The 24,908-nt window shown below is 67.2% G+C and carries 20 protein-coding genes, 1 tRNA gene and 1 pseudogene; 8 read left to right on the plus strand and 14 right to left on the minus strand.

The window, feature by feature from the left end; translation table 11 throughout:
* From G3N92_RS09510 to G3N92_RS09520, 3 genes are all read right to left on the minus strand, one after another.
* On the minus strand, positions 1 to 576 hold a 576-nt coding region (locus G3N92_RS09510; protein ID WP_339385869.1), incomplete at its 3' end, for a TolC family protein.
* Positions 573 to 3,740, minus strand: a complete 3,168-nt coding sequence (locus G3N92_RS09515) for a multidrug efflux RND transporter permease subunit (RefSeq protein WP_206127210.1) — start codon at positions 3,738 to 3,740, stop codon at positions 573 to 575. The genes G3N92_RS09515 and G3N92_RS09510, both read right to left, overlap by 4 nt.
* 12 nt (positions 3,741 to 3,752) lie before the next feature.
* On the minus strand, positions 3,753 to 4,994 hold the full coding sequence (locus G3N92_RS09520) for an efflux RND transporter periplasmic adaptor subunit (protein WP_206127211.1): 1,242 nt from the start codon (positions 4,992 to 4,994) through the stop codon (positions 3,753 to 3,755).
* A 427-nt stretch (positions 4,995 to 5,421) separates the two neighbouring features.
* Here G3N92_RS09520 and G3N92_RS09525 point away from each other — a divergent pair, with 427 nt between their 5' ends.
* Positions 5,422 to 6,711 (plus strand): MFS transporter, encoded by a 1,290-nt coding sequence (locus G3N92_RS09525; RefSeq protein WP_206127212.1) that lies wholly within the window; start codon positions 5,422 to 5,424, stop codon positions 6,709 to 6,711.
* A 193-nt stretch (positions 6,712 to 6,904) separates the two neighbouring features.
* Here G3N92_RS09525 and G3N92_RS09530 read toward each other — a convergent pair whose 3' ends face one another.
* Both G3N92_RS09530 and G3N92_RS09535 read right to left on the minus strand, forming a co-directional pair.
* A complete protein-coding gene (locus G3N92_RS09530; RefSeq protein WP_206127213.1) occupies positions 6,905 to 7,684 on the minus strand; it encodes an SDR family oxidoreductase in 780 nt (259 codons plus the stop codon).
* 198 nt (positions 7,685 to 7,882) lie between these two features.
* Positions 7,883 to 8,695 (minus strand): hypothetical protein, encoded by an 813-nt coding sequence (locus tag G3N92_RS09535; RefSeq protein WP_206127214.1) that lies wholly within the window; start codon positions 8,693 to 8,695, stop codon positions 7,883 to 7,885.
* Here G3N92_RS09535 and G3N92_RS09540 point away from each other — a divergent pair.
* Both G3N92_RS09540 and G3N92_RS09545 read left to right on the plus strand, forming a co-directional pair.
* Positions 8,694 to 10,337 carry an aromatic amino acid ammonia-lyase gene (locus G3N92_RS09540; protein ID WP_206127215.1) on the plus strand — a complete coding sequence of 548 codons (1,644 nt, stop codon included), beginning with the start codon at positions 8,694 to 8,696 and terminating at the stop codon, positions 10,335 to 10,337. The genes G3N92_RS09535 and G3N92_RS09540 overlap by 2 nt on opposite strands.
* Positions 10,338 to 10,351: 14 nt before the next feature.
* A complete protein-coding gene (locus tag G3N92_RS09545; RefSeq protein WP_206127216.1) occupies positions 10,352 to 11,002 on the plus strand; it encodes a GntR family transcriptional regulator in 651 nt (216 codons plus the stop codon).
* Between the two features lie 28 nt (positions 11,003 to 11,030).
* Here G3N92_RS09545 and G3N92_RS09550 read toward each other — a convergent pair whose 3' ends face one another.
* Complete coding sequence (locus G3N92_RS09550) at positions 11,031 to 12,071, minus strand: LacI family DNA-binding transcriptional regulator (protein WP_206127217.1); 1,041 nt, start codon at positions 12,069 to 12,071, stop codon at positions 11,031 to 11,033.
* Between the two features lie 286 nt (positions 12,072 to 12,357).
* Between G3N92_RS09550 and G3N92_RS09555 the strand changes: the two genes are divergently transcribed.
* The 4 genes from G3N92_RS09555 to G3N92_RS09570 all read left to right on the plus strand — a co-directional run bounded on the left by G3N92_RS09555 (position 12,358) and on the right by G3N92_RS09570 (position 17,195).
* Positions 12,358 to 13,644: an MFS transporter gene (locus G3N92_RS09555; RefSeq protein ID WP_241014693.1), complete on the plus strand. Its 1,287-nt coding sequence runs from the start codon at positions 12,358 to 12,360 to the stop codon at positions 13,642 to 13,644.
* Between the two features lie 38 nt (positions 13,645 to 13,682).
* Entirely contained in the window at positions 13,683 to 14,936 is a 1,254-nt protein-coding gene (locus G3N92_RS09560) for an MFS transporter (protein WP_206127219.1), read from the plus strand.
* A gap of 94 nt (positions 14,937 to 15,030) precedes the next feature.
* Positions 15,031 to 15,873, plus strand: coding sequence for an amidohydrolase family protein (locus G3N92_RS09565; protein ID WP_206127220.1), 843 nt, complete (start codon positions 15,031 to 15,033; stop codon positions 15,871 to 15,873).
* Positions 15,874 to 16,034: 161 nt separating this feature from the next.
* Entirely contained in the window at positions 16,035 to 17,195 is a 1,161-nt protein-coding gene (locus G3N92_RS09570; RefSeq protein WP_206127221.1) for a mandelate racemase/muconate lactonizing enzyme family protein, read from the plus strand.
* Between the two features lie 62 nt (positions 17,196 to 17,257).
* Here the strand turns inward: G3N92_RS09570 and G3N92_RS09575 are convergent, their stop codons facing one another.
* From G3N92_RS09575 to G3N92_RS09600, 6 genes are all read right to left on the minus strand, one after another.
* Positions 17,258 to 19,216, minus strand: a complete 1,959-nt coding sequence (locus G3N92_RS09575) for a rhomboid family intramembrane serine protease (RefSeq protein ID WP_206127222.1) — start codon at positions 19,214 to 19,216, stop codon at positions 17,258 to 17,260.
* Between the two features lie 346 nt (positions 19,217 to 19,562).
* A complete protein-coding gene (locus tag G3N92_RS09580; RefSeq protein ID WP_241014688.1) occupies positions 19,563 to 20,060 on the minus strand; it encodes a hypothetical protein in 498 nt (165 codons plus the stop codon).
* Between the two features lie 52 nt (positions 20,061 to 20,112).
* On the minus strand, positions 20,113 to 20,976 hold the full coding sequence (locus G3N92_RS09585) for a hypothetical protein (protein ID WP_241014689.1): 864 nt from the start codon (positions 20,974 to 20,976) through the stop codon (positions 20,113 to 20,115).
* Between the two features lie 380 nt (positions 20,977 to 21,356).
* Entirely contained in the window at positions 21,357 to 21,662 is a 306-nt protein-coding gene (locus G3N92_RS09590) for a hypothetical protein (RefSeq protein WP_206127223.1), read from the minus strand.
* Positions 21,663 to 21,765: 103 nt separating this feature from the next.
* Positions 21,766 to 22,209, minus strand: a complete 444-nt coding sequence (locus G3N92_RS09595; protein WP_206127224.1) for a hypothetical protein — start codon at positions 22,207 to 22,209, stop codon at positions 21,766 to 21,768.
* Between the two features lie 65 nt (positions 22,210 to 22,274).
* Positions 22,275 to 22,427 (minus strand): hypothetical protein, encoded by a 153-nt coding sequence (locus tag G3N92_RS09600; protein WP_206127225.1) that lies wholly within the window; start codon positions 22,425 to 22,427, stop codon positions 22,275 to 22,277.
* Between the two features lie 301 nt (positions 22,428 to 22,728).
* Between G3N92_RS09600 and G3N92_RS09605 the strand changes: the two are divergent.
* Positions 22,729 to 22,874, plus strand: a pseudogene (locus G3N92_RS09605) (transposase); the annotation flags it as partial.
* Positions 22,875 to 23,114: 240 nt separating this feature from the next.
* Here G3N92_RS09605 and G3N92_RS09610 read toward each other — a convergent pair.
* Both G3N92_RS09610 and G3N92_RS09615 read right to left on the minus strand, forming a co-directional pair.
* Positions 23,115 to 23,208 (minus strand) — tRNA-Ser (locus tag G3N92_RS09610).
* Between the two features lie 215 nt (positions 23,209 to 23,423).
* Positions 23,424 to 24,674 (minus strand): aspartate kinase, encoded by a 1,251-nt coding sequence (locus G3N92_RS09615; protein ID WP_206127226.1) that lies wholly within the window; start codon positions 24,672 to 24,674, stop codon positions 23,424 to 23,426.
* Between the last annotated feature and the right edge of the window lie 234 nt (positions 24,675 to 24,908).

The raw sequence follows: 24,908 nt of genomic DNA on the forward strand, positions 1-24,908 counted from the left end.
TAGGCGGCCGAGCCGGTCCGCCTCGGCCGCCTGCGCCTCGTTGGCGGCCGCCGCCGCGTTGCGGCGCAGGCCGCCGGCCAGGTCGATCTCCCAGCTCGCCGCCGCGCCGAGCGTGTACTCGCGCTGGCTGCGGCTGTAGCCCGGGAACGTCTTCGCGAGCGAGCCGGTGGGGCTCAGTTCGCTCTGGTGCTGGTCGCTCGCCGAGCCGTCGAGATCGACGGTCGGCAGCAGCTCGGCGCCGGCCGCGGACGCGGCGGCGCGCGCCTGCCGCACCCGCGCGAACGCGGCGGCCAGATCGAGGTTCTGCGCCAGCGCGCGATCGACGATCGACACCAGCACCGGATCGTGGAAGCCCGTCCACCAGGTGTCGAGCGCGGCGGCCGAGGCCGACGCCGACGTCGCGCCGGCCGCCGGCTGCTTCGGCGCATGTTCGAACGGCACCAGCGTATCGACCGGCGCGCGGTAATCGGGGCCAACCGCGCAGCCGGCCAGCGCGAACAGCAGCGCGGCGGCGGCAGCGAACGCCGGCACGCGCGGCGGGCGCACCGCCTGCCAGGGTTTCGACGGCGACATCATGCTTCCTCCTTGCGACCGAGCCATGCTTCCTTCTTCTTTTGACCGAAGCGGCGGATGAACACGTAGAACGCGGGCGTGAACAGCAGGCCGAAGCCCGTCACGCCGAGCATCCCGAACAGCACCGCGGTGCCGAGCGATTGCCGCATCTCCGCGCCCGCGCCGGTGGCCACCGCCAGCGGCGCGACGCCGAGAATGAACGCGAACGAGGTCATCAGGATCGGACGCAGACGCGTGCGCGCCGCATGCACGGCCGCGCCGGCCGCGTCGGATCCTTCGTCCTCCTTCTGCCGGGCGAACTCGACGATCAGGATCGCGTTCTTGGCCGCCAGCCCCACCAGCACCACGAAGCCGATCTGCGCGAGGATGTCGATCGGCATGCCGCGCATCGACAGCCCCGTGACCGATGCCAGAATGCACATCGGCACGATCAGCACGATCGCCAGCGGCAGCTTCCAGCTTTCGTACTGCGCCACCAGCACGAGGAACACGAACAGCGCGGCCGCGCCGAACACCACCAGCGTGGGCGTGCCCTTTTGCTGCTGCTGATAGGCCAGATCGGTCCATTCGAACGCGATGCCCTGCGGCAGCACGTCGTGCGCCAGTTCCTCCATGCGATGCAGTGCGGTGCCGGTGGCCACTCCCGGTGCGGCCGCGCCCTGCACTTCGGCGGCCGGATACAGGTTGAAGCGCGGCACGCGATACGGGATCGTGCGGTCCTCGAACGTCGCGACCGAGCCGATCGGCACCATCTCGCCGGCCTGGTTGCGGGTCTTGAGGCGCGCGATGTCCTCGCCGCTGTGGCGGAAGCTGCCGTCGGCCTGCACGATCACTTCGTAGGTGCGACCGAGGTAGTTGAAGTCGTTCACGTACTGCGAGCCGAGATAGACCTGCAGCGTCGAGAACACGTCGGTGGGCGTGATGCCGAGCTTCTGCGCCTTGACGCGATCGATGTCGGCGAACACCGACGGCGACCCCGCGTTGTACAGCGTGAACACGCCGGCGAAGTGCGGATCCTTGTTGGCCGCCGCCACCAGCGATTTGGCCGCCTTCACGAGCGCATCCGGCCCGAGGCCCGCGCGATCCTCCAGCATCATCTTGAAACCGCCCGCGCTGCCGAGGCCCTGCACCGGCGGCGGCGGGATCGTCAATACGTAGGCATCCTTGATGACCGACAGGCGCTTGCGCAGGTCGGCCAGCACGGAGCCGGCGGTGACGCCCGGCAGCGAGTGGTTGTAGAGCGACGGCAGGCCGGTGAACACCGTGCCCGAGTTCGAGGCGACCGTCAGCGTGGTCGCGTCGAGCCCGACGAACGGCGCGGCGTGCTCGATGCCCTTGGTGGCGAGCGCGATGTCCGTCACCTGCCGCACCACCTTCTCGGTGCGTTCGAGCGAAGCGCCCGGCGGCAACTGGATCACCGTGATCAGATAGCCCTGGTCCTGCTCCGGAATGAAGCCGGTGGGCGTGCGCGAGAACTCCACGCCGGCCACCGCGATCAGCGCGACGTAGATCGCGAGCATCACCGTCAGCCCGCGCACCAGCCGCCGCGTGAGGTTGCCGTAGCCGAACGAGAGCCGGTCGAAGCCGCGGTTGAAGCGCGCGAAACCGGCTTCGATCCACTGCGAGACGCGGCCCTTCGGCGCGGCCTCGTGGCCGGGCTGATGCGACTTGAACAGCACCGCGCACAGCGCCGGACTCAGCGTCAGCGAGACGAAGCACGAGATCACGGTGGAGGCCGCGATGGTCACCGCGAACTGCCGGAAGAACAGCCCCGAGATGCCGCTCAGGAACGCCGACGGCACGAACACCGCGCACAGCGTCAGCGCGATCGACAGCAGCGCGCCGCCGACCTCATCCATGGTGCGGTGCGCGGCTTCCACGGCCGACATGCCCGCGCGCATGTTGCGCTCGACGTTCTCGACCACCACGATCGCGTCGTCCACCACGATCCCCACCGCCAGCACCAGCCCGAACAGCGAGAGGTTGTTCAGCGAGATGCCGAACGTCGCGAGCACGATGAACGAGCCGAGCAGCGACACCGGAATCGCCACCACCGGAATGATGGTCGCGCGCCAGTTCTGCAGGAACACGAACACCACGCCCACCACCAGCAGGATCGCGACGAAGATCGTCGTGATCACCTCGTCCACCGATTTGCCGATGAAGATGGTCGGGTCGTAGATGATCTGGTAATCGACGCCGGCCGGGAATGCCTTCTTGAGCCCTTCCATCGCGCCGAGCACCTCGTGCTCGACGGCCAGCGAGTTCGCGCCCGGTTCGGCGTAGATCAGCATCGCGGTCGCGTCGTCGCGATCCTTGAACGAGGTCGCGCCGTAGTCGGCCGCGCCCACCTCCACGCGCCCGATGTCGCGCAGGTGCGTGACGCGCCCCTGCGGGTCGGACTTCAGCACGATGTCGCCGAACTGCTCGGGCGTGGCGAGCCGGCCCAGCGCCTCGACGTTGATCTGATAGGCGCTGCCGCTCGCCACCGGCGGCTGATTCAGGATACCGGCCGACACCTGCACGTTCTGCGCGCGCAGCGCGGCCAGCACCTCGCTCGCGGTCAGATCGTGCGCGGCGGCGCGGTCGGGATCGATCCAGATCCGCATCGCGTATTCGCGCGCGCCCTGGATCTGCACGTCGCCCACGCCCTGCAGCCGCGCGAGCGCGTCCTTCACGTGCAGCGTCGCGTAGTTCGACAGATACAGCGTGTCGTGCGAGTGGTTCGGCGAATACAGGTGCACCGCCAGCAGGATGCTCGGCGTGGACTTGCGCACCTGCACGCCGAGCCGCTGCACGTCCTCGGGCAGGCGCGGCAGCGCGTCCTGCACGCGGTTCTGCGTCAGCATCTGCGCGACGTTCAGATCGGTGCCGATGCGGAACGTGACGGTGACCGTGAGCTGGCCGTTGCCGGTGGACTGGCTGCTCATGTAGAGCATGTTCTCGACGCCGTTGATCTGCTGCTCGAGCGGCGTCGCCACGGTGCGCGCGATCGTGTCGGCCGACGCGCCGGGGTACAAGGTCGTGACCTGCACCGTGGGCGGCACGATCTCCGGATACTGCGCGACCGGCAGCACGAACATCGCGCCGAGCCCGATCAGCGTCAGGAACGCGCTGACCACCGTCGCGAAGCGCGGGCGGTCGATGAAGAAATGGGCGATTCGCATGGCCTCGCCTCCTTATTGCGGCTGCGCCGCATATTGGATCGCGCCGTCGTGCGGCTTCACCTTCGAACCGGGCGCGGCGAACGGCAGGCCGTCGATGATCACGCGATCGCTGTCGGTCAGGCCCGAGCGGATCACGCGCAGGCCGCCGCGCAGGTCGCCCGTCTCGACCTGCTTGGGTACCACCGTGCCGTCGGCGGCCACGGTCAGCACCAGATGCTCGGACTGGTTCGGCAGCACGGACGCGTCGGGCACCAGCAGCGTGGGCGCCGGATGCGCGACGGCCACCCGCACGCGCGAGAACTCGCCGGGCGTGAAATGGCCGTCGGCGTTCGGCACCGTGGCGCGCGCGTGAATCGTGCCGCTCGAGCGGTCGATCGCGTTGTCGACGAAATCGAGCGTGCCCTGGCGGTCGTAGTTCGTGGAGCCGCCCGAGGCCAGCTCCACGCGGTCGGCCGGCAGGCCGGCCACGTTGCCGCGATAGCGCTGGAACGCTTCGTAGTCCGATTCGCTCATGTCGAAATCGAGGTAGATCGGATCGAGCGAGACGATCGTGGTCAGCAGCGTGGTGGGGCTGGCCGCATAGCGGCTGCCGGCGATCAGGTTGCCGACCGACACCTGATGGCGGCCGATGCGGCCCGTAAACGGCGCGACGATGCGGCAGTGGTCGAGGTCGAAGCGCGCGTCGCGCACCTGCGCGTCGGCGTCGTCGAGCGCGGCCTGCGCGGCGTGCAGCTCGGAGGTGCGCTGCTCGGTGTTCTGCTGCGTGCCGGCCTCGGCGCTCTGCAGTTGCTGCGCGCGCGTCAGCTCCTGTTTGGCCAGCACCAGCCGCGCGGCGGCCGTCTGCTGCTGCGCCTTGGCCTGCGTGTAGCGGATTTCGTAAGGCACCGAATCGATCGTGAACAGCAGATCGCCCTTGTGGACCACCGCGCCGTCGCGGAAGTGGATGCCGGTCAGCGTGCCGCCCACCTGCGCGCGCAGCTCCACCTGATCGACCGCCGAGAACTGGCCGAGAAAGCCGAGCCGCGTGTCGAGATCGCGCACCAGCGGCCGGCTGACCGTCACCTCGTGCGGCGGCATCGGCGCGGCGCTCGCCGTGCCCGCGCCGCCCTGCTGCGCGTGATGGAACCACAACCCGCCGCCGATCACCACGATCGCGGCCGCGATCGCCACGGCCCGCGCGCGCCCCTTCGGCCCGCCGTTGCGGCCGCCGTCCACGTGCGCGCCGTCTTCGTCCAGTCTTGTCTTCGTATCCACTGCTTCACCCTGGAAAGCGTTGCGCCCGGCATCGTGCGCAGCGCGAACGAACCGGGCGATGTCGGCGCCGCGTAACCCCACCCGGCGGCCGGCCTCATTTTGGATGTCTATCGACATCCAAGTTGCGTTAGATTACATGCAACATCCAAATGATCAAGCGCGCCGAAATGACGAAACGCAGCGCCGGATCGCGGGAATCGGGGCAAACCCTTGCCGGGCGGGGATCTGGGGGATTGTTCTAGGCTGTCGGCTACTGAATTCAGGCGCGACGCACAGCGGGTTTCGAGTAAAAAATCTGGAATCCGAAAGGAAAATGGAAGCTTGTCGCGGCGTGCGGGCCGGCGAAACATCTTATGAATTTAATTTTCGTCGCGTACAGTGTGGCCCGGCTTCCCGGAACCGCCGCTCCACTCCACGCTGAACATCGATGTCCCGCCTTCCGCCTCATATCGCCTCGCTTCGACTCGTCATCATCTGCGGCATCCTGACGGTCTTCCCCGCGCTCTCGATCGATCTCGGCCTGCCCGGCTTCGCCAGCATCGCGACCATGTTCTCGATGCCGATCGAGCAGGTGTCGCAAACGCTGAGCTTCTTCTTTTTCAGCTTCTCGGTGTCGCCGCTGATCTACGGGCCGCTGTCGGACCGGATGGGACGCCGCCCGGTGCTGTTGTTCGCCTGCGTGGTGTATACGTTCGCGAGCGTGCTGGCCACGTTCGCGACCTCGTTCGACATGCTGCTGGTGTGCCGGCTGCTGCAAGGCACCGGCGCGGGCGCGGCCTCGGTGCTGGCGATCACGGTGATCCGCGATCAGCGCAGCGGCGACGAGGCGCGCCAGTTGCTGTCCTACGCCGCCGTGGTGCGGATCATCGGGCCGACCACCGCGCCCACGCTCGGCAACCTGCTGCTGATGTTCGGCAATTGGCGATGGATCTACGGCTTCATGGCGCTCGGCGGCTTCCTGATGCTGCTGATCGTGGCGCGCGAGCTGCCCGAATCGTCGCATGCGAAGCTCGCGCGCGCCGGCGGGCACGGCGCGAAGCTCGGCGGCATGGACGGCCTGACGCCGTCCGAGGCCGCGCCCGCGCGCCGCTCGGTGCTGGCCGATTACCGGCAGTTCCTGACCGACAAGGTCAGCCTGTCGTATGCGCTGATCGTGGCGCTGACGTTCTCCAGCCACTTCTCGTACATCACCGGCTCGCTGTACGTGTTCGTCGACGTGCTGCACGTATCGACCACGCTCTACGGCCTGCTGTTCGCCGTGATGGCGCTGTGTCTGATGCTCGGCTCGTTCGTCAGCGCGCGGCTCGGCAAGCACGGCGTGCCCGGCGAGCTGGTGCTGGCGGCCACGCTGGCCGTGTCGGTCGCGTCGCCGCTGACCATGCTGTCGCTCGCCGCCGGCCATCGGCTCGACGTGACCGTGCTGACGCTGCTGCTGTCGCTGAACACCACCTGCCTCGGCATCCTGACGCCGATCGCGCAGCAAGGCGCGATGGAGCGCGCCGCGCAGTTCGCCGGCACGGCCTCCGCGCTGATGAACGCGCTGATGACGGGGATGGGCGCCTGCGCGAGCTATATCGAGGGCGTGCTGCTGACGCGCTTTCCGGAATCGCCGGCGCTCGTGATGAGCGCGCAGATGGCGCTGTGCTGCATCGGCGGCGCCGCGATTTTCCTGGTGGGGATCCTGCCGGCCGCGCAGCGGCGGCGCGCGGCAGGCTAGGCGGCCGGGCCGGTTGCGCCGACCGTGAGGTCGGCTCGGCGCGGTTGGCGCGGTTGGCGCGGTTGGCGCGGTTGGCGCGGTTGGCGCGGTCGGTCGGCTCGGTCGGCTCGGTCGGCTCGGTCGGCTCGGTCGGCTCGGTCGGCTCGGTCGGCTCGGTCGGCTCGGTCGGCGCAAATTTCCCGATCTGCCGCTCTCAGCGGTACTTCGCGCCGCCGTCGGCGTCGATCACCACGCCGCTCAGGTAGGACGCGCGATCCGATGCGAGGAAGCTGACCAGATCGGCCATCTCCTCCGGCTCCGACGGCCGGCCGAACGGCAGCGCGTCGAGCAGCTCGCGCCAGCGCGAGGCATCGCCGAACTGCGTTTCGGCGCGGCTGCGGTAAAGCTTTTCGAGCCGCTCCGTCGCGCACGGCCCCGGGTTGATGCCGACCATGCGCACGCCGCGCCGCGTCGCATGTGCGCCCACCGCCTGCGTGAACGCCACCAGCGCGGCGTTCGCCGTGGAACCGAGGATGTAGTCGTAGCGCGGCGTCACGCCGGCCGCGCCGATCACGTTGACGATCACGCCGTGGCCGCGCTCCATCATCGCGGGCAGCACGAGCCGCGCGAAATCCATGTAGCCGAACAGCTTCAGCTCCCAACTGGCCCGCCACCGGGCGTCGTCGATCGCCTCGAGTCCGCCGCCCGGAATCGCGCCGGCGTTGTTGACGAGAATATCGATCGGGCCGGCGGCCGCCAGCAGATCGCGGCGCGCGGCCGGATCGGACAGATCGGCCGCGCTGGCGCGCACCGCGGCCCCGCCGGCGCCACTCGCCGCCGCGACGTCGCGCCGAGCCTGCTCGAGCGCGTCGGGGTTCGACGACACCAGATGCACGGCGCACCCTTCCTTTGCCAGCGCGATCGCGCTCGCCAGCCCGATGCCCTTCGATGCGCCCGTGATCAGCGCGGTGCGTCCTGTGATGCCGAGATCCATGAGGGTGTCTCCAATCCGTGTCGTCGGGGGGAAAGCGAGCGTGCTCCGGCAGCAGGAACGTCGCCGGGCTGCTCACGTTTCAGGTCGCCGAGGATGGTAGCAGTGCGGCGTAAAGCGGGCTGGCGGCCGGAAAATGGCCGCGATTCGAAGAGGGGTATCGGCATGACGGGCGGTCTCGTGGGCGGGTTCGAGGCACTGTCAGGCGCGGCCCGTCTTCCACGCGCGCAGTTCGCCGTTGGTCAGCAGCCCGTGATCGGCGCCGTATTTGGCGACATCGAGCAGGCAGTACGCGAGTTGGTCGCAGTCGATGCTGTAGTCCGCGCTGAACAGCGACAGAAGGCTGCCGATCGGCGCGAGCAGGCGCGCCAGATCCTTGCGCGGGCCGCTGCGCGCCGTCGGGCGGATATAACCCGGGCGGAACACGAACAGCGGGCCATCCAGTTCGCCGAGCCGGCGTTCGGTGCGCCCCTTGATTTTCGCGTACAACGCCGCACGCTGCTCCGTCGGATCGGCGCTGCGGCCGCTGACGAAGCAAAAGCGCATCAGCGGGTTGTAGGCGCGCATCGCGCGGGCGGCCGCCAGCGCGTAGTCGAGCGTGATGCGAACGTACGCATCCTTGCCGACCTGCGCCTGCGACACGCCAAGGCACCAGATGCAGGCGGCGTGATCGCCGAGGTCCAGCCCGGCGTAGTGCTCGAAATCGTCGAGCACCACCGTGCGCAGCTTGGGATGCGTCATGCCGGGATCGCGTCGCGTCAACACGGTGACCTGCCCGATATCCGGGTCGGCCAACGCCTGACGAAGCACTTCTCCGCCGGCGAAGCCGGTTGCGCCGGTCAGGACGATTTTCATGGCGGGTTCTCCTTGCGGCGAAGATTCGGAACGGTGGCTTTTTAAGCGGAGAATATATCTCCGTTTATATCCGACTTCAAGCCCAAGCGACGTGATCTTGTTGCACTCGGTCATTTTATAGATAATAGATAAAATCAACTGACCGGAACCCACCCCCATGACCCTCGCATCCTCCATCGTCCTCACCGGCGACAGCCTCACCCTCTCCCAGATCGTCGACATCGCACGCCACGGCGCGGCCGTCGCGCTCAGCGACACCGCCCGCGCCAACCTCGCCGCCACCCGCCAATTCATCGACGACACCTGGCTCGTCGACGACGCCCCGCTGATGTACGCGTTCAACACCGGCGTGGGCGCGCTGAAGAATCAGCGCATCGGCGCGCTCGACATCGCCCGCTTCCAGCGCAACCTGATCCATTCCCACTCGGCCAGCACCGGCGAACCGATGCCGCACGAAACCGTGCGCGCGATGATGGCGATCCGCGTCAATACGTTCGCGCGCAACCATTCGGGCATTCGGGTCGAGGTGGTGGAACGGCTCGTGGCGATGCTGAACCTCGGCATCACGCCGGTGATCGCGGCCAAGGGCAGCGTGGGCGCGAGCGGCGATCTCGCCCCGCTCGCGCTGATGAGCGGCGCGCTGCTGGGCCTCGAACCGTCGGTGGTCACCTACCAGGGCAGCACCATGAGCGCGCGCGCCGCGTTCGAGCGCGCCGGCCTGCCGCCCACCTTCGATGTCGAGGCGAAGGACGCCACCGCGCTGATCAACGGCTCCACCGCGTCGCTGGCCTACGCCGCGCTCGCCGCGTTCGACGCGCGGCAACTGCTGTCGGGCGCGACGATCTCGCTCGTCATGTCGCTCGAGGCGATTCGCGGCGAACGCGCCTGCTTCGAGGATCGCGTAATGCTGGCGCGGCCGCATCCGGGCCAGCGCCGCGTGGCGCAGGCGGTGCGGCGCCTGCTGGCAGGCAGCGCGCGCTGCACGCACGACGCGCGCGCGTTCGCGCCGCCGGGCGCGACCGAAGCCGAAGCGCTCGCGGCCGCGCAGCCGCGCATTCAGGATGTCTATTCGTTCCGCTGCTCGCCGCAGGTGTACGGCCCGGTGCTCGACGCGCTCGACTACATCGACGGCATTCTCACCACCGAGATGAACAGCGCCACCGACAACCCGCTGATCTTCGCCAACGACGCGCGCTACGACATCGTCTCGTGCGGCCACTTCCACGGCCAGTACGTGGCGCAGGCGATGGACCTGCTCGCGCTGGTGGTGACCGATCTCGCCGCGATCTGCGACCGCCGCAACAACCTGCTGATCGACCCCGCTTATAATTTCGGCCTGCCGCGCAACCTGATCGCCCGCGAGCCCGGCATCAACACCGGTTTCGCCGTGGTGCAGAGCATGGGCACCGGGCTCGTGCTCGAAAACATGGGCCTGTGCGCGCCGGCCAGCGTGACGAGCCTGCCGGCCAAGGGCAATCAGGAAGACCACATCAGCAACGCCTGCTTCGCGGCGCGCCGCACGCGCACCGTGGTCGAGAACGCGCAGGCCGTGGTGAGCGCGGAAGTGCTGATCGCGGCGCAGGCGCTGTCGCTCACGCAGCAGACGTTCGCGGCGTTCCCGCTCGGCCGCGGCGCGCAGGCCGCGCTCGAACGCGTGCGCGCCGAGGTGCCGGCGATGCTCGGCGACGACCGCTGGGTGCACGACGACGTCGAGGCCGTGCGCGCGCTGGTGAGCAACGGCGCGCTCGCGCAGGCGGTGCGCGACGCCTGCGGCGACATGTGGGCCCCCGCAACTCCCTAAAGGACAGATCGAACGTGGTTCCCGACAACTCGGATTCCCTGCCGGCGCGGATCGCCGCAGGTTTGGCGCAACAGATCATTCGCGGCGAGCTGAAGCCCGGGGACCGCGTTCGTCAGGACACGGTCGCCGCCGAATTCGACACGAGCCACGTGCCGGTGCGCGAGGCGTTCCGTCGGCTGGAAGCGCGCGGGCTGCTCGTCTCGCGCGAACGCAAGGGCGTGTACGTGCCCGCGCTCGATCAGGCGTCGATCGTCGAGATCACGCGCATGCGCGCGGCGCTCGAGGTGCTCGCGCTGCGCCATGCGATCCCGCACCTGACCGATGCCGATTTCGCGCTCGCCGAAGATGCCATCGCACAGGCCGAGCACTGCCGCGACATCGCGGCATGGGAGGACGCGAACCGCCGCTTCCATTCGAGCCTGTACCGGCCGTGCGGCATGCCGCGCCTTTTGTCGGACATCGACGGCCTGCACGAGGCGCGCCTGCGCTACATGTACGCCACCGCGGCGATGATCGACTGGAACGCGAAATCGGAAGCCGAGCACGTCGCGCTGGTTGCGGCCGCGCGGCGCGGCGACGTGGCGCTCGCGTGCGCGCTGCTGGAGCGGCACGTGAACGATTCGGGGGAGATTCTGGTGGCGGCGGTGGGGGCCTTGCCGGGCTGATTGCGCGGCAAGCCAGCAACGCATCGCCTCAGGCGCTCTGCCGTTCGACGATCGTGAATCCCTTGTCGATCTTGACGGCGGCCACCGCGCCGCCGGTATCGTTGAACCGCGCGAGCAGCGCCTCGGCCGTGCTCGCGCCGATCGCGGCGCCATCGATGCGCACCGTCGACAGCGCCGGAAACACCTGCGCGGCCGTGCTCAGGTCGCCGAATCCCATCACCGCCAGATCGGCCGGCACGCGCAGCCCGCGGCTGGCGGCCTCGGCCAGCACGCCCTGCGCGAGCGTGTCGGAGCTGCAAACGATCACGTCGGGTTTCGCCGTGTCGAGCAAGCGCCCCGCCCCTTCCCGCCCGGCCTGCAGCGTGGCCGGCGCGGGCAGCACCGCCACGGCGGGCTCGGCGATGCCGAGCGCGGCCAGTTCCGCCTTGAGGCTCTTCAGGCGGCGCAGGCCGCGCGGGTCGTCCACCGACACCACGCCGAACGAGCGATAGCCCTTGCCGACCAGATGCCGCGCGACTTCCTTGCCGACCTTCTCGTGCGAAAAGCCGATCACCATGTCGATCGGCTTGCTGGTCAGATCCCAGATTTCCACCACCGGCAGTTTCGCCTTCGACAGCCGCTCGACCGTGGCCTTGCTGTGCAGCGTGCCGGCCAGCACGATGCCGTCGGGGCGGCGGCCGAGAATCGCCTCGACCAGTTCCTCCTCGCGCTGCGTGGAATAGGCGGTCAGGCCCAGCAGCGTCTGGTAGCCGAAGCGCGACAGGCCGTCCATGATCGCCTGCACGGTATCCGCGAAGATCGAATTGGTGATGGTGGGCACCAGGATCGCGACCAGGCGGCTGCGATTGCTGGCCAGGCCGCCCGCCAGCAGGTTCGGCACGTAGCCGGTGGCGCGCACGGCGTCGAGCACCTTCTTCTGCGTGTCGGCGCGCACCAGCTCGGGACGGTTCAGCGCGCGCGACACCGTCATCGGCGCGACGCCGGCCACGCGCGCCACGTCGATCAGGGTCACGCTCTGGCCCGACGCCGCGCTGTCGGCCGGCGCGACGCGCACGTCTTTCTTCTTCATCGGTTCGTTCCCCTGCCCGTCCTGTTCATGCGGAAGGATTAGAACACGATCCGCGCCCGCCCAACCGCCCTGCGGGCGCATCCGGCATCAGTGTAAACGACAGTGATTGCGCAACCAACATCGCTTGAATGATTGCGCAATCACTGTATGATCGTCGAAAAATACGATGACGCGTCGACACGGCCTGCCCGCTGCGATTCGTCCGACCGATCCAGCTCAGGAGGCAAGCGTGGCCGCACGACCCGACACTACCCGGCGCACCAACGTGCGCTGGCTCACGTTGGCGATGATCTTCATCGTCACGACGTTCAACTACGTCGACCGCGCGACGCTGTCGATCGCCGCGCCGAGCATGCGCCACGAGCTCGGCTTCGACGCGCTGACGATGGGCATCGCGTTTTCCGCGTTCGGCTGGGCCTATACGGGCATGCAGATTCCGGGCGGCCTGCTGCTCGACCGCTTCGGCGCGCGCCTCGTGCTGGGGGCGAGCCTGATCGCCTGGTCGGTGCTGACCTTTCTGCAGGGTTACGTGCACCTGTTCGCGTCGGCGTTCGCGGCGCTGTTCGCGCTGCGCTTCCTGATGGGGCTGGCCGAATCGCCGGCCTTCCCGTGCAACAGCCGGCTCACGGTGATGTGGTTTCCGAGCGCCGAGCGCGGCTTCGCCACCTCGGTGTTCCAGCTCGCGCAGTATTTCGCGCTGGCCGTGTTCACGCCGGTGATGACCTACACCGTCAGCACCTGGGGCTGGCACTACGTGTTCTACACCACGGGCGCGGTGGGCGTGCTGCTCGGCCTGTGGTGGCTGAAGGTGGTGCGCGAGCCGCAGCGCGACCATCGCGTGAACGCCGCCGAGCTGGCCTATATCGAGGCCGGCGGCGGCCTGCCAAAGATGGGCGACAGCCCGCGCCCGTTCAGTTGGCGTCAGGTGAAGGCGATCGCCGCGCACCGCATGATGGTCGGCATCTACATCGGCCAGTTCTGCCTGACCTCGATCACCTGGTTCTTCCTGACCTGGTTCCCGACCTATCTGATCGAAGCCAAGGGCATGTCGATCCTGAAGGTGGGGCTGGTGGCGTCGATCCCGGCGATCGCCGGCTGCATCGGCGGGCTGGCCGGCGGCGCGTGGTCGGACTGGATGCTCAAGCGCGGCTTCAGCCTGTCGGCCGCGCGCAAGACGCCGATCATCGCCGGGCTGGTGCTGTCGTGCTCGATCGTGGCCGCCAACTACGTCCATTCGACCGCGCTCGTGATCGCCGTGATGTCGCTCGCGTTCTTCGCCAAGGGCGTCGGCAATCTCGGCTGGTGCATCGTCGGCGACGTCTCGCCGAAGCACGCAATGGGCATCAGCGGCGGCATCTTCAACCTGTGCGGCAACCTGGCCAGCATCGTCACGCCGCTGGCGATCGGCGCGATGATCAAGCTCACCGGCTCGTTCGAGATCGCGCTGACCTATATCGCCGCGCTGTCGCTGCTCGGCGCGCTGTCCTATCTTTTGATCGTCGGCAAGCTGGAACGCATCGAGCTCGACGATGCCGACTCGCCGGCGCGCGACACCGCCGTCGCGCACGGCTAACGCAGTACGCTTCGCAAAAAAACAAACCGGAGACAGACATGAACGCATCGCAAAAATGGATACGCATCGGCGGCAGCCTGCTGGCCGGCCTGTTCGTCGCGTATCTCGACCGGATCGCGCTGTCGGTGGCGCTGCCGTCCATCGCGACGGATTTCGGCTTCGCCGGCCCGCACATGGCGGCCACCGCGAGCTGGGCGCTGACGGCCTTCCTGATCGGCTATGCCGTGGCCAACGTGCTCGGCGGCATCCTGACCCGGCGCTGGGATCCGAAATACGTGGCGGTGTGGACGTTCGCGCTGTGGTCGGTGGCGACGTTCTATGTCGGCCTGACGAATTCGATCGCCGTGCTGCTGATCTGCCGCGTGCTGCTGGGGATCGGCGAAGGCGTCTACTGGCCGCAGCAATCGCGCTTCGCGACCGCGTGGTTCGCGCCGAACGAGCGCACCAAGGCCAACGCCGTGATTCAGTATTACGGCCAGTTCCTCGCGCTCGGCATCGGCTTCATGCTGCTCACACCGCTGTACGACGCGTTCGGCTGGCGCGTGCTGTTCTACATCGCGGGCGGCCTCGGCCTGTTCGCGATCGTGCCGCTCTATCTCGCGATGCTCAAGCCGCAATCGGATGCGCCGTATCCGCCGCCGCGGCGTGGCGCGTCGGCGCCGAAGCTGACGCTGGCGGCGCTGGGCGGCCCGTCGTTCTTCCTGATCCTGTTCAGCTACGTGATGCAGGGCATGCTGTTCTGGGGCGTCACGCTGTGGATTCCGCTGGCCGTCAAGTCGATCGGCATCACCGGCGCGCAGCAAGGGCTCGCCAGCGCGCTGCCGTATCTGGCCGCGGTGGTGCTCGCGCCGTTCATGGCGCGCCTGAGCGACCGCACCGGCAAGCGCATCCGGATCGCGGCCAGCGCGCTGCTGCTGCCGGGCGTGCTGCTGATGCTGCTGCCCGCCGTGACCAGCGGCTACGGCAAGCTCGCGCTGATCACGCTCGCGCTCGGCTATTGCGCCAGCAACTACACGCCGAACATCTGGTCGATCCTGCAGGCCTCGGTGGACCCCGAGGCGGTGGGCGCGGCCGCCGGCATCATGAACGGCATCGGCGCGGGCGGCGGCGGCACGCTGGCCGGCTTCCTGGTCGGCCTGACCAAGGCCGCGACCGGCTCGTTCATGGCCGGCTTCGTGCTGCTCGGCGTGCTGGCGCTGCTCGGCGGCATCGCGCTGCTCGTCTACGAGCGGATCGCGTCGGGCCTGATGCGCGCACGCGCCGCCGGCTCGGCCGTCCCGACCGCGCGATAACACCCGGCACGGCGCGCCGTGCCGCCTCCTTGTCCGCACGGCTGCCGTTGCCGTGCGGATGTGTCTTTTCCGCCTTGCCCACGCGCCACGAGCCATGACGCCCTCCTCCATCGAACCGCCGCTCCTGATCGATTCGCACGTGCACGTCTGGGCCTCGGACCCGGCCTACCCGTTCGCGGCCGGCGCGCAGGTGCCGCCGGACGTAGACGCGAGCGCCGAGCGCCTGATCCGCATGATGGATGCGCACGGCATCGCACGCACCGTGCTGATCCAGGTGATCCATTACCGCTGGGACAACCGCTACCTGGCCGACGTGCTCAAACGCCATCCCGGCCGGTTCCACGGCGTGGCGCGCGTGAATCCAGCCGATCCGGCCGCGCCCGATCACGTCGATGCGCTGACCGAACAGGGCTTTCGCGGCGTGCGCATCAGCCCGTTCGCGGACGCCGGGAGCGACTGGATCGGCGGCCCGCTGATGGCGCCGCTATGGGCGCGCTGCGAAGCGCTCAAGGTGCCGATGACCGTGCTGACGGTGCCCAGCCGCCTGCCGCAGATCGCCGCGCTGATCGATCGTCATCCCGATCTCGACGTGGTCATCGATCACATGGCCGACACCCCGCCCGAGCGCGCCGACCAGATCCGCGCGCTGCTCGCGCTGGCGCGCTTTCCGAACGTCTACGTGAAGATCTCGCACCTGTGGTCGCTGTCGAAGCAGGCGTTTCCGTACGCCGATGCGTTCGCGCTGCTCAAGCAGGTGTACGACGCGTTCGGGCCGACGCGCCTGATGTGGGGCACCGATCACCCGGTGTGCCTGCCGCATCTGTCGTATTCGCAGGCGATCGCGCTCTATCGCGATCATCTCGGCTTCATGCCGCTCGAGGATCGCCGGGAAATCTGGCACCGCACCGTGCAACGGATCTGGCCGTTCGGCCTGTAACCGGCGCGGCGCGGCGTGGTGTGCCGCCCGCCCCGCACCACCTTTCGCGTTAACGATGATGGTTGCGCAATCATTTCTTGCTAGAATGATTGCGCAACCAAAAACCGGGCCGTGTGCATCGTGCGCTCGCGGCCGTTCAAGCCTCAGCCAAGGACCCTGCCATGAACACTTCCCACCCGCTCGCGCCGCAAGCCTCGAACGATCGCATCCAGTGGATCCGGATCGCCTCGACGTTCCTGCCGCTCGCCAACCCGATCAGCGACGCGAAGGTGCTGACCGGCCGCCAGAAGCCGATGACCGAAATCGCGATCCTGTTCGTCGAGATCGAGACGGCCGACGGCCATCGCGGCCTCGGCTTCAGCTACTCGAAGCGCGCCGGCGGCCCCGGCCAGTTCGCGCACGCGAAGGAAATCGCGCCGGTGCTGCTCGAGGAGGATCCGAACGACATCGCGCGGCTGTGGGACAAGCTCGCCTGGGCCGGCGCCTCGGTGGGCCGCAGCGGGATGGCCGCGCAGGCGATCGGCGCGTTCGACGTGGCGCTGTGGGACCTGAAGGCGAAGCGCGCGAACCTGTCGCTCGCCAAGCTGCTCGGCGCGCAACGCGATTCGGTGCGCTGCTACAACACCTCGGGCGGCTTCCTGCACACGCCGCTCGACCAGTTGCTCGTCAACACCGAGATCTCGCGCGAGAAAGGCATCGGCGGCATCAAGCTGAAGGTGGGCCAGCCCGACTGCGCGCTCGACATCCATCGCGTGTCCACCGTGCGCAAGCATCTCGGCGACACGTTCCCGCTGATGGTCGACGCGAACCAGCAATGGGATCGCCCGACCGCGCAGCGCATGTGCCGCACGTTCGAGCAGTTCAACCTGATCTGGATCGAGGAGCCGCTCGACTGCTACGACGCCGAGGGCCACGCCGCGCTGGCCGCGCAGTTCGACACGCCGATCGCCACCGGCGAGATGCTGACGAGCGTGTCCGAGCACTGGGAATTCATCCGCCAGCGCGGCGCCGATTACCTGATGCCCGATGCGCCGCGCGTGGGCGGCATCACGCCGTTCCTCAAGGTGGCCACGCTGGCCGAGCACGCCGGCATGATGCTCGCGCCGCACTTCGCGATGGAGCTGCACGTGCATCTGGCGGCGGCCTACTCGCGCGAGCCGTGGGTCGAGCACTTCGAGTGGCTGGAGCCGCTGTTCAACGAGAAGCTCGAGACGCGCGACGGCCGGATGATCGTGCCGACCCGGCCGGGGCTGGGGCTGTCGCTGAGCGAGCGGGTGGCGGGATGGACGGCGCAGGAGGTCGAGTTCGGGCAGCGGGGGTAACCGGGCTTGCGGCCACCGGCCCGGCCGCCGCGCGCCCCCGAAGCCGGGGGCGCGGGCATGGCTTATTGCGCGTCGCTGTCGGGATCCGCGGTCGAGTCGGCCTTCGGCATCGATACCGGACACAGAAAGCGCTTGTCGCCATCGGCATGGTCCGGTTCCATGAACCTGTTCATGTCGTAGGCGGTCAGGACGCCGTGGGCTCGCGGCATCCCGCTCGTCAGCGCGTAGAGCATCGTGTCGTTGCGGCCGAACACGACGTGCTCCGCGCCGAAGCCGGCCCGATACGCGCGCATCGCATGTCGCGTGGCGGCCTTCACGAGGTCGAGCGCGCCGCCGTTCTCGACCACGAGCCACGCGCCGTCCGCGCTCGTGGCCCGCACCCGCATCCGATCGTCGCAGATGTCGTACGCCTGCTCGACGCGCAGCGTGCGCGGATCCGCCCAGGCCATGCCCGCCACGCTGTGCAGCCAGACGCCGCGCCCCGACGACGCCGGCAGCGCCGCCGTGTAGACGTGTTCGGGATCGCCCCGCTCGCCCGTCGGATGATCGGCGATCCGATGCCGATCCCCCGTATCGAACTCGGACACTGCGTTCTTGCCGTAAGGCATCGCGAACAGGCGCGTGCCGTCGGCCGACAGCCACATGCTCAGATCGCGGAACTGGCCCCCGCGCGTGAATTGCGAATCGAGTTCCACCGGCTCGTCGTCGAACTTCAGCGTGGCCGTCACCGCCGGCCAATGCGCCAGATCGAGCACCGAGATCGTGTCGTCCCAATCGTTGAAGACGTAGAGCGTATCGCCCGACGACGACAGCATCAGCTTGCGCGGATAGCTGCCCACCTTGACCGAATCGAGCAGCTTGCCGCTGCGCAGGTCGATGCGCGACACGCTGTCCTTCTGCATCGACGCCACGTAGGCGGTCTGCTCGTCCGGGCTCACCGCCACGCCGTTGGCGCCGCGGCCGGGACAGAAATCGTAGCCATCGTTGAGGTAGCAGTCGTCGGTGTGCTTGATGGCGGCGCCCCGGACGGTGCGGGTGACCGTCATCGTGGCCAGGTCGACCACGCGCAGGCTGTTGTCGCCGAGATCCGTCACGTAGGCCCGCGCGCCGGAGCGGCCGATCGCGACATTGCTCGGGTACGGGCCCAGTTCCACGTCCGTGCCGCCAGCGTCCCTGGGGTCGATCGGCGCGGGCTGGCTGCGCAGGTCCGCCTGCACCTGCTGATCGAGCGCATGCTGCGCCTCGGCCGCGGCGCGCTCCATCGCCCGCTTGGCCTGCTCGGCCTGGATCGCATCGCGGATCTCGACGAGTTCGGACGTCGAGCTGATCTGCGCGAAGCCGAAGAACAACGCGCCGCCGATCGCGGTCACCAGCAGGGACAGCCCGGCGGGACGCAGGCGCGCCACCAGCGCCGCCGGCAGGCACAGCACGCAGGCGGCCAGCACGCCGGTGAGCACGCCGCCGAGGTGCGCCGCGTTGTCCACGCCGTGCGACGTCAGGCCAAAGGCGAGATTGATCACGATGACCTGCACGATCGCGCCGGTCTTGATCTGCGCCGACTCGCCCTTCGGCGGATTCATCGCCAGCACGAAGGCCGCGCCCGCGAGGCCCATCAGGGCGCCGGATGCCCCCACGCTGACGGCCGGCAGGATGTGCGGCGGCAGCCCCACCTTGTGCGCGATGTTCCAGAGCGCACTGCACAGGCCGCCGCCCAGCGCCGACAGCAGATAGATCGACGTGAAGCGCGCCGCGCCGACGAGGCGCTCGAGCACGCTGCCGAGCACCAGCAGCATGTACATGTTGAGCAGCACGTGCAGCCAGTTCGCGTGCAGGAACGCGCTGCTCAGCAGCCGCCACGATTCTCCCGTCAGCGTCAGCGGCGCGTAGTTCGCGCCCCAGGCCAGCAGCAGCGCGTTGTCGGGGCTTCGGTAGCCGGCATGAATCCAGAGCGCGAGGAAAATGACGAGATTGGCCGCGATCAGCAAGCCGGAAACCGAAAGTAGCGATGTGGTTTTTTTCATCGAGGAACGCGAGTAGTCGAAAAGTATCGCCGCTCAGCCGGCGTGGCGAGGGATGACAAACGGCACACGGCAAACGCTGGTGCGCGGCATGCCCGGAGCCCGCCGGGCATCATGGTGCACCCGATCGCCGGCGCGATGCATAACGAAATCAAGCGGCGCAAGCGCCGAACTCGCACCGTCAGCCAAGGCCGAAGCCTCGCGTCGCCAACCGCCGGAGCGGCACCGCGTCGAGCGCGAGCATCGACACCGTCATGCGGGTCTTCTGCCATTGCCTTAAGGAAATTCGCCAGCGAGGCCGGCCGTTCGCATGGCGGCGAGGCATCCTCACCGCGCCGTCGGCGGGCGCTCAATTGCCGTCGACCTGATCGCAAGGATCCTCGTCCTTGCGCGGCGTGGCCAGGCGCACGCCGCCGCCCGGCTGTGTCAGCAGGCAGAAACCACCGTCGTAGGTCGGGCCGTAACTGCCGGCCGGCATGATGCCGAAGCCGTAGAACCGGTCGGCGTCGAGTGGCTTCGGCGGCGTGCGCACCGTCGCGCCGGGCAGCGTCTGCCCATAGACGATGCATTCGCCGCGCCTGAGCGTCACCGGCGGCGCATCGTCGGGAATCCGAACGTCCCAGTAGATCACCGACGGGCTTGCCGGCCCGGTGGATCGCGAGACGCCCACGTAGCGGATCCGCACCGGATCGGCAGCGGCGTCGCTCGCGGGCAGGCAGGCCGCGGGCTTGCCGCCGATCTGCCGGATCTCGAGCGCGAGCGGCATCGTCGAGGTGGCGTGCGCGACAGGTGCGGATGCGCAGTACGCGGCGATCAACGCCGCAACGCATCCGAACGGCGTTGTCATGATCCGATGTTGCTTATGGCGCATCGGGGTTCCGGCGAGTGTCATGGTGTTCTCAATCGATGCGTTCGGCGTGTTTTCGCGCAACGCGCGCGTTCGCTTCGTCGATCAGTTCCCGGATCGAATCGTAGGACGGGTTGTTGATTCCGAGCTTCGTCTGCTTGCCCTTGCCGCGCAGATACATCCACTCCGGCCATCGGCGCATCTGGCTGAAGATGCCGACCACGAACTCGCCGCACGGCGGCACGTGCAGTTCCTCGGCCGTCTTCTCGCCCGCAAAGTAGGCGTTCGAATCCGGGCCGAACACGCGGTCTTCACAGGACTCGTGCCAGAACACCATCGGCCGGTTCGTGTCGGCCGCCGGCAAATCGTCGAAGCTGAAGCCGTCTTTCCGGTCCGACAGCGCAAAGACGCGCAAGCCGCCCTGCGCGCTCCGGATGGCGATCTTCCAGTGCGGGTTGTCGTGCTCGTCGTAGTCCTGCCACGGGTTGATCGCCTCCGACAGCACCTCCCGGCGGCCGTCGCGCCGCGCCAGCTCGAACACCACGGTGCTGTTCGGAAACGCCGCCGAGTGGCCGAGCGCGGGGTTGCCCTTGATGCGGAGGATCCCGTTCTCCGGCACGCGCACCTCCAGCCCGTCCTTCGTCCGCAACGGCGCGACGCCGTCCGGCTGATCGAACAGTGCGACGACCGGGCCCGCATAGTCTTCCGGGATCACGTAGATCAAGGGCATGCGCCGGATTCGGTCCACGCCGAACCCGATGGCAATGGCCAGCACGATGGCGAGCAGGATCGGGATGGGTTTGCCGATACGGCGTATCGCGGGGTTCGGCACGTTGGGGGCTTTCATGAGCTCCGGCTGGGATGCTTGGACTGCTCCGGGAATGCCGGACGCCGTTGGCCTGATGCTTTGCGCCACCGCGGTATTCGCCAGGCACGTTCCTGCCGAGCGGCAATTTCAACGCCGAATTTGAGGCGCGGCATGGGTTTCAGTCCTATGCGAGGCATATCGGCGTTCTTTGATGCCCTCGAATTTCGAATATTTGAACGTCCGCCGACACTTCGTGGTGGAGGTCGGAATAACGACTGACCTGCCTGACTCAGTTGAGCAGTATCGTTGCTTACACTCGTTGGGCGTCACGTAGGCCAGACTGCCCAAGGATTCGAATGTCCGGAGTGTCATGATCGCGATTCGAAAAATCGCCGATGGAAGGATTCTGGATGCGCTCCGGCTCGGGCGGGCGAACGATATCGCCGGGCATCGGCAAATGGGGCGACGCGCGGTTTCGCGCTACATGCCTACGCGTCGGAATGTTTCTGGCGATAGGCCAATGCAATCGCCGACGCATGAGCCCTCGCGTCGGAAATAGACCCAAAAAGTCCGGCCCTCGCGATGTTGCCCCAGAAAGGCAATACGTATTGCGGGTCGCGATGCGCCTTCCCTTTGACGAGGTACTCGGTCGTGTAAAGCCCGTCCGAGGCACGCCGCCAAATGAGAAGGAACGCATCGTTTTCATCGTCGTACTCTTCGACGACAAGTTCATTGCAAGTCTCGGCTCTGTTGATCCATAGGCCACCTCGCTTCTCGACCCAAGGCTGACTCATGTCCTATTCTCCAACCCACCAAGTACGTGATGCGTGATCGACCGATGCGTCGGCATTGTCCGAAAGCCGCCGCCGACGAAGGATTTCGACTGGCCGCGTTACGTCAGAACGGCGCGCTGTCGACTACCATTTTGGCGAGCCGTTCATAGTAAGCCGCCGAGCGTGCATTGCCCGCATCCTTGAACCGCTTGGCCGTGGCATGCGCAGCGTGCTCGCCCAGTTGAAAGATCGCGTCGGTGTCGCGGCCGTCCGAATCGCTCTGCGCTTTCAAGGATGAGTCGAAACGGGTTGCAGTCATCCAGCCGCCACTCATTTTCAGCAAACCGCGAACAGGGCGCCCAGCCTTCATTTCGCCGAGAAAGAACAGGTAAGGTTCGGCCGCGCCGATCCGCATCACGCCGAGCCCGTCCGCCAGGCCACCTGGGCACGGTCCCTGCCAGCGAGACGAGCCTGCGTCGAAATCTGCCGGCTTTGCGGCACGACATCCAACGCCATCCCCTTCCCCGGCGAAACTGGGCGCGGCCACCACCGACATCGCCAAGCTCATTGCTGCAATCCACCAACGGCGCATTTGACATTCTCCTTGATCGTAAATCGGCGAGATCGGCCGCTTCAGGGTTTGGGCGCCAAGAAAAAGACATTGCAGTACGACAATTTGACGACGCGCGGCGATGAAGAAATCAGCTTCCCATACGGCCCGGCGTCCACCGCCACATCCACGGCATCGATTTCGCCTTTTTTCAAAGCCTCGAATTTATCGAACAACTGCTTTTTCGCCGCGACGCCAGGGCGCGCACAATAACGACGTTTGTTTCGGCGCTTTAAATTTATTCATGGTTTCAAACCTTGGTGGTTGGCATCGAATAAATTGGAAGACGGCCCGTCCGGGGGCACAGCGTAATGCTTCAGTCGATGTTTCTCAAGATCGTTGTACCGCGCTCTGATCCATCGAGATCCTGGCAATGACCGTTGGAAGAGCGCTATGGAATCGTCTCGCACCTCCGTGAAATCGTCGTTAAGAATCTTTTATGTTGAAATTTCCCCTGACTCGATAAATAGTCCGGCTCGAAAAATTGGCGAGGCGACGTTTTACAACTGGAAGAAGAAATTAGGAGAGTTGGGCCTTTCAAGTTGCGCCGATTGCTCCAGATCGAGGCGGAAAACGCGAAGCTGAAACGGCTTGTTGCGGGCTTGAGCCTGGACAAGGCCATGCGTGCACCACGAGTATCGACGCGTTCACGCGAGCCTGCGACGGGATGTCAGTGAGCAACCGTCCCCAAGGCGCTTCGCTGCGTGGCATGCATACCCGCCGATGTTCACGCTTGGGGCAGAGGCCGGCCGCGTTTCAGTCGTTGTGAACGGCAAAGTGCCGCGGCCAATGGGCTGCGTGATGGGCCGAAAAAGAAAAAGCCCCGCAAGTCCGAGAACTTGCGGGGCTTTGTCACCGCCTAATGGCGGAGACGGAGGGATTCGAACCCTCGATCCAGGTTTTGGCCCAGATGCTCCCTTAGCAGGGGAGTGCCTTCGACCTCTCGGCCACGTCTCCCAAACTTTCGATCGCGCCAGGGAGGCAGCGCGACGAGAACGAAATTCTATCTGGACACTGCGCTCAGGTCAAATGTTTCGGCACGTTTTTTTAGCGACAGCCGAAAACCTGTTGCATGCCCATTCCGGCGCGGCGTGCGACACGGCCTTGTCATCGATCGCGGGATCCAAAGCGCCCACGTCGAAACAAGGCCGGCGCGCGCCGGCCGATCGGCCTCAGGCCTGGTCGAGTTCGAACGCCTTGTGCAGCGCGCGCACGGCCAGTTCCATGTACTTCTCGTCGATCAGCACCGAGATCTTGATTTCCGAGGTGGAGATCATCTGGATGTTGATGCCCTCTTCCGACAGCGTGCGGAACGCCGTGCTGGCCACGCCCACGTGCGAGCGCATGCCGACGCCGACCACCGACACCTTCGACACCTTCGGATCGCCGAGCACCTGCTCCGCGTTCACATGGCCCTTGACCTGGTTCGTCAGGATGTCCATGGCCTTCTGGTAATCGCCGCGGCCGACCGTGAACGTGAAGTCGGTCTTGCCGGCCACGCTCTGGTTCTGGATGATCATGTCGACGTCGATGTTGGCGTCGGCGACCGGGCCGAGGATCTGGTAGGCGATACCCGGCTTGTCGGGCACGCCCATCACCACGATGCGGGCTTCGTCGCGTTGAAATGCGATGCCGGAAATGACTGCCTTTTCCATGGTCTCGTCTTCTTCAAAAGTAATCAGGGTGCCCGACTTCATTTCCTGGTCGAGCGCAATCAGGGGATCGGTCAGGCTCGACAGCACGCGCGTCTTGACGCGGTACTTGCCGGCGAATTCGACCGAGCGGATCTGGAGCACCTTCGAGCCGAGGCTGGCCATTTCCAGCATCTCCTCGAACGTGACGCGATCGAGCCGGCGCGCATCGTCCACCACGCGCGGATCGGTGGTGTAGACGCCGTCGACGTCCGTGTAGATCAGGCATTCCTCGGCGCCGAGCGCCGCCGCCACCGCGACCGCCGAGGTGTCCGAGCCGCCGCGGCCCAGCGTGGTGATGTTGCCTTCCGGGTCCACGCCCTGGAAGCCCGTGATCATCACGACCTTGCCGGCCGCGAGATCCTGCTTCACGCGCGCATCGTCGATCGACTGGATGCGGGCCTTGGTGTAGGCGTTGTCCGTCTTGATCGGCACTTGCCAACCCGCGTAGCTGACAGCGGGCACGCCGATGTCCTGCAGCGCGATCGCCAACAGACCGACGCTGACCTGCTCGCCGGTCGACGCGATCATGTCGAGTTCGCGCGGGTCGGGCTGGCTCGTGATTTCCTTCGCGAGGCCGAGCAGGCGGTTCGTTTCGCCGGACATCGCCGACGGCACGACCACCAGCTGGTGACCGGCCTGATGCCATTTCGCGACGCGTTTCGCGACGTTCTTGATGCGCTCGACCGAGCCCATCGAGGTGCCGCCGTATTTGTGTACGATGAGTGCCATTGTCGTTCAGTACTGGAGATTGACCGCGCGGGCGCGCTGCGCTGGACGCCGCGCTGCCGTTCGGTCACGCGGCTTTTGGCAGTGGACGACGACGGGAAAGACGGCGGGAAGCAACACGCTGGCGTGGCGGATTTGCCCGGAAGGCGGATCAGGCCGCGCAAACCGGGTACGTCACGCGGGAAACCTGCACAAGATGCTCGAAAAATCGAGCCGAGCAAATGCCTGAGCGTACTC

Origin of the sequence: Burkholderia sp. Ac-20379 (assembly GCF_017104645.1) — a bacterium.
Taxonomy (GTDB): Bacteria; Pseudomonadota; Gammaproteobacteria; order Burkholderiales; family Burkholderiaceae; genus Burkholderia.